Below are 709 nucleotides of genomic sequence, written 5' to 3' on the forward strand. Positions count from 1 at the left end.
ACATTCCCCAGAAAGGGCTGCAGAAGAAGCCCCTGACGACGGAATGGGAGTACGGGCACAGCGCCCTGCGTGTGAATTACACCGCCAACGCCAGCCACAGTCGTGCCGGCAGTTCGGTGGCCGGGGTGACCAGTCTGAAGGCGAATCTCGGGAAGTGGATCCTCGACGGGGCGGGCTCGTTCACGCAGGCGACACAGGATATCAATGTGGCCACCGCCTCACGGGTTCTGACATCCCTGCAGGCCGACCTGATTATCGGCCGGACCTCGGTGGGGGATGGCCTGCTGGGCAGCAGCGGCATGCTGGGGGCCACCCTGCAGAGTAACAACAGCATTAACCAGTCTGCGGTGGGGTACAGCCCGGTGTTCAGCGGGGTGGCAGTCACCCCTTCACGGGTCACCCTGATCCAGGGGGGGCGCACCATTTATACCGAACTGGTGCCGGCCGGTCCGTTTGAAATACGGGATGTCAGCCTGCTGGGCAGTAATGACGTCATTCTGGTACTGACGGATGAACAGGGGCGCGAAACCCGGGAGCGTATTCCGGTGGCCCGCCTCGCCGGTCAGATTAACCCGGGCCAGCAGGAATACAGCCTCTCGGCGGGGGTGGTGGATAAGGAGAGCGGTGCCCGCAACCTGCGCGGGGCCCTGGCCTCTCTCAGCTACGGGCGCGGCTTTCGCTGGCTTTCTGCCCGCATGGGGGTCGCCGG

The 709-nt window shown here is 64.6% G+C and carries 1 protein-coding gene; it reads left to right on the top strand.

The genetic code is table 11. From position 1 onward, the window contains the following. Window positions 1–709: fimbria/pilus outer membrane usher protein (locus ACU8YC_RS25260; protein WP_446895998.1), on the top strand; the 709-nt coding region annotated here is incomplete at both ends.

This window comes from Citrobacter sp. VF227, from assembly GCF_052950715.1.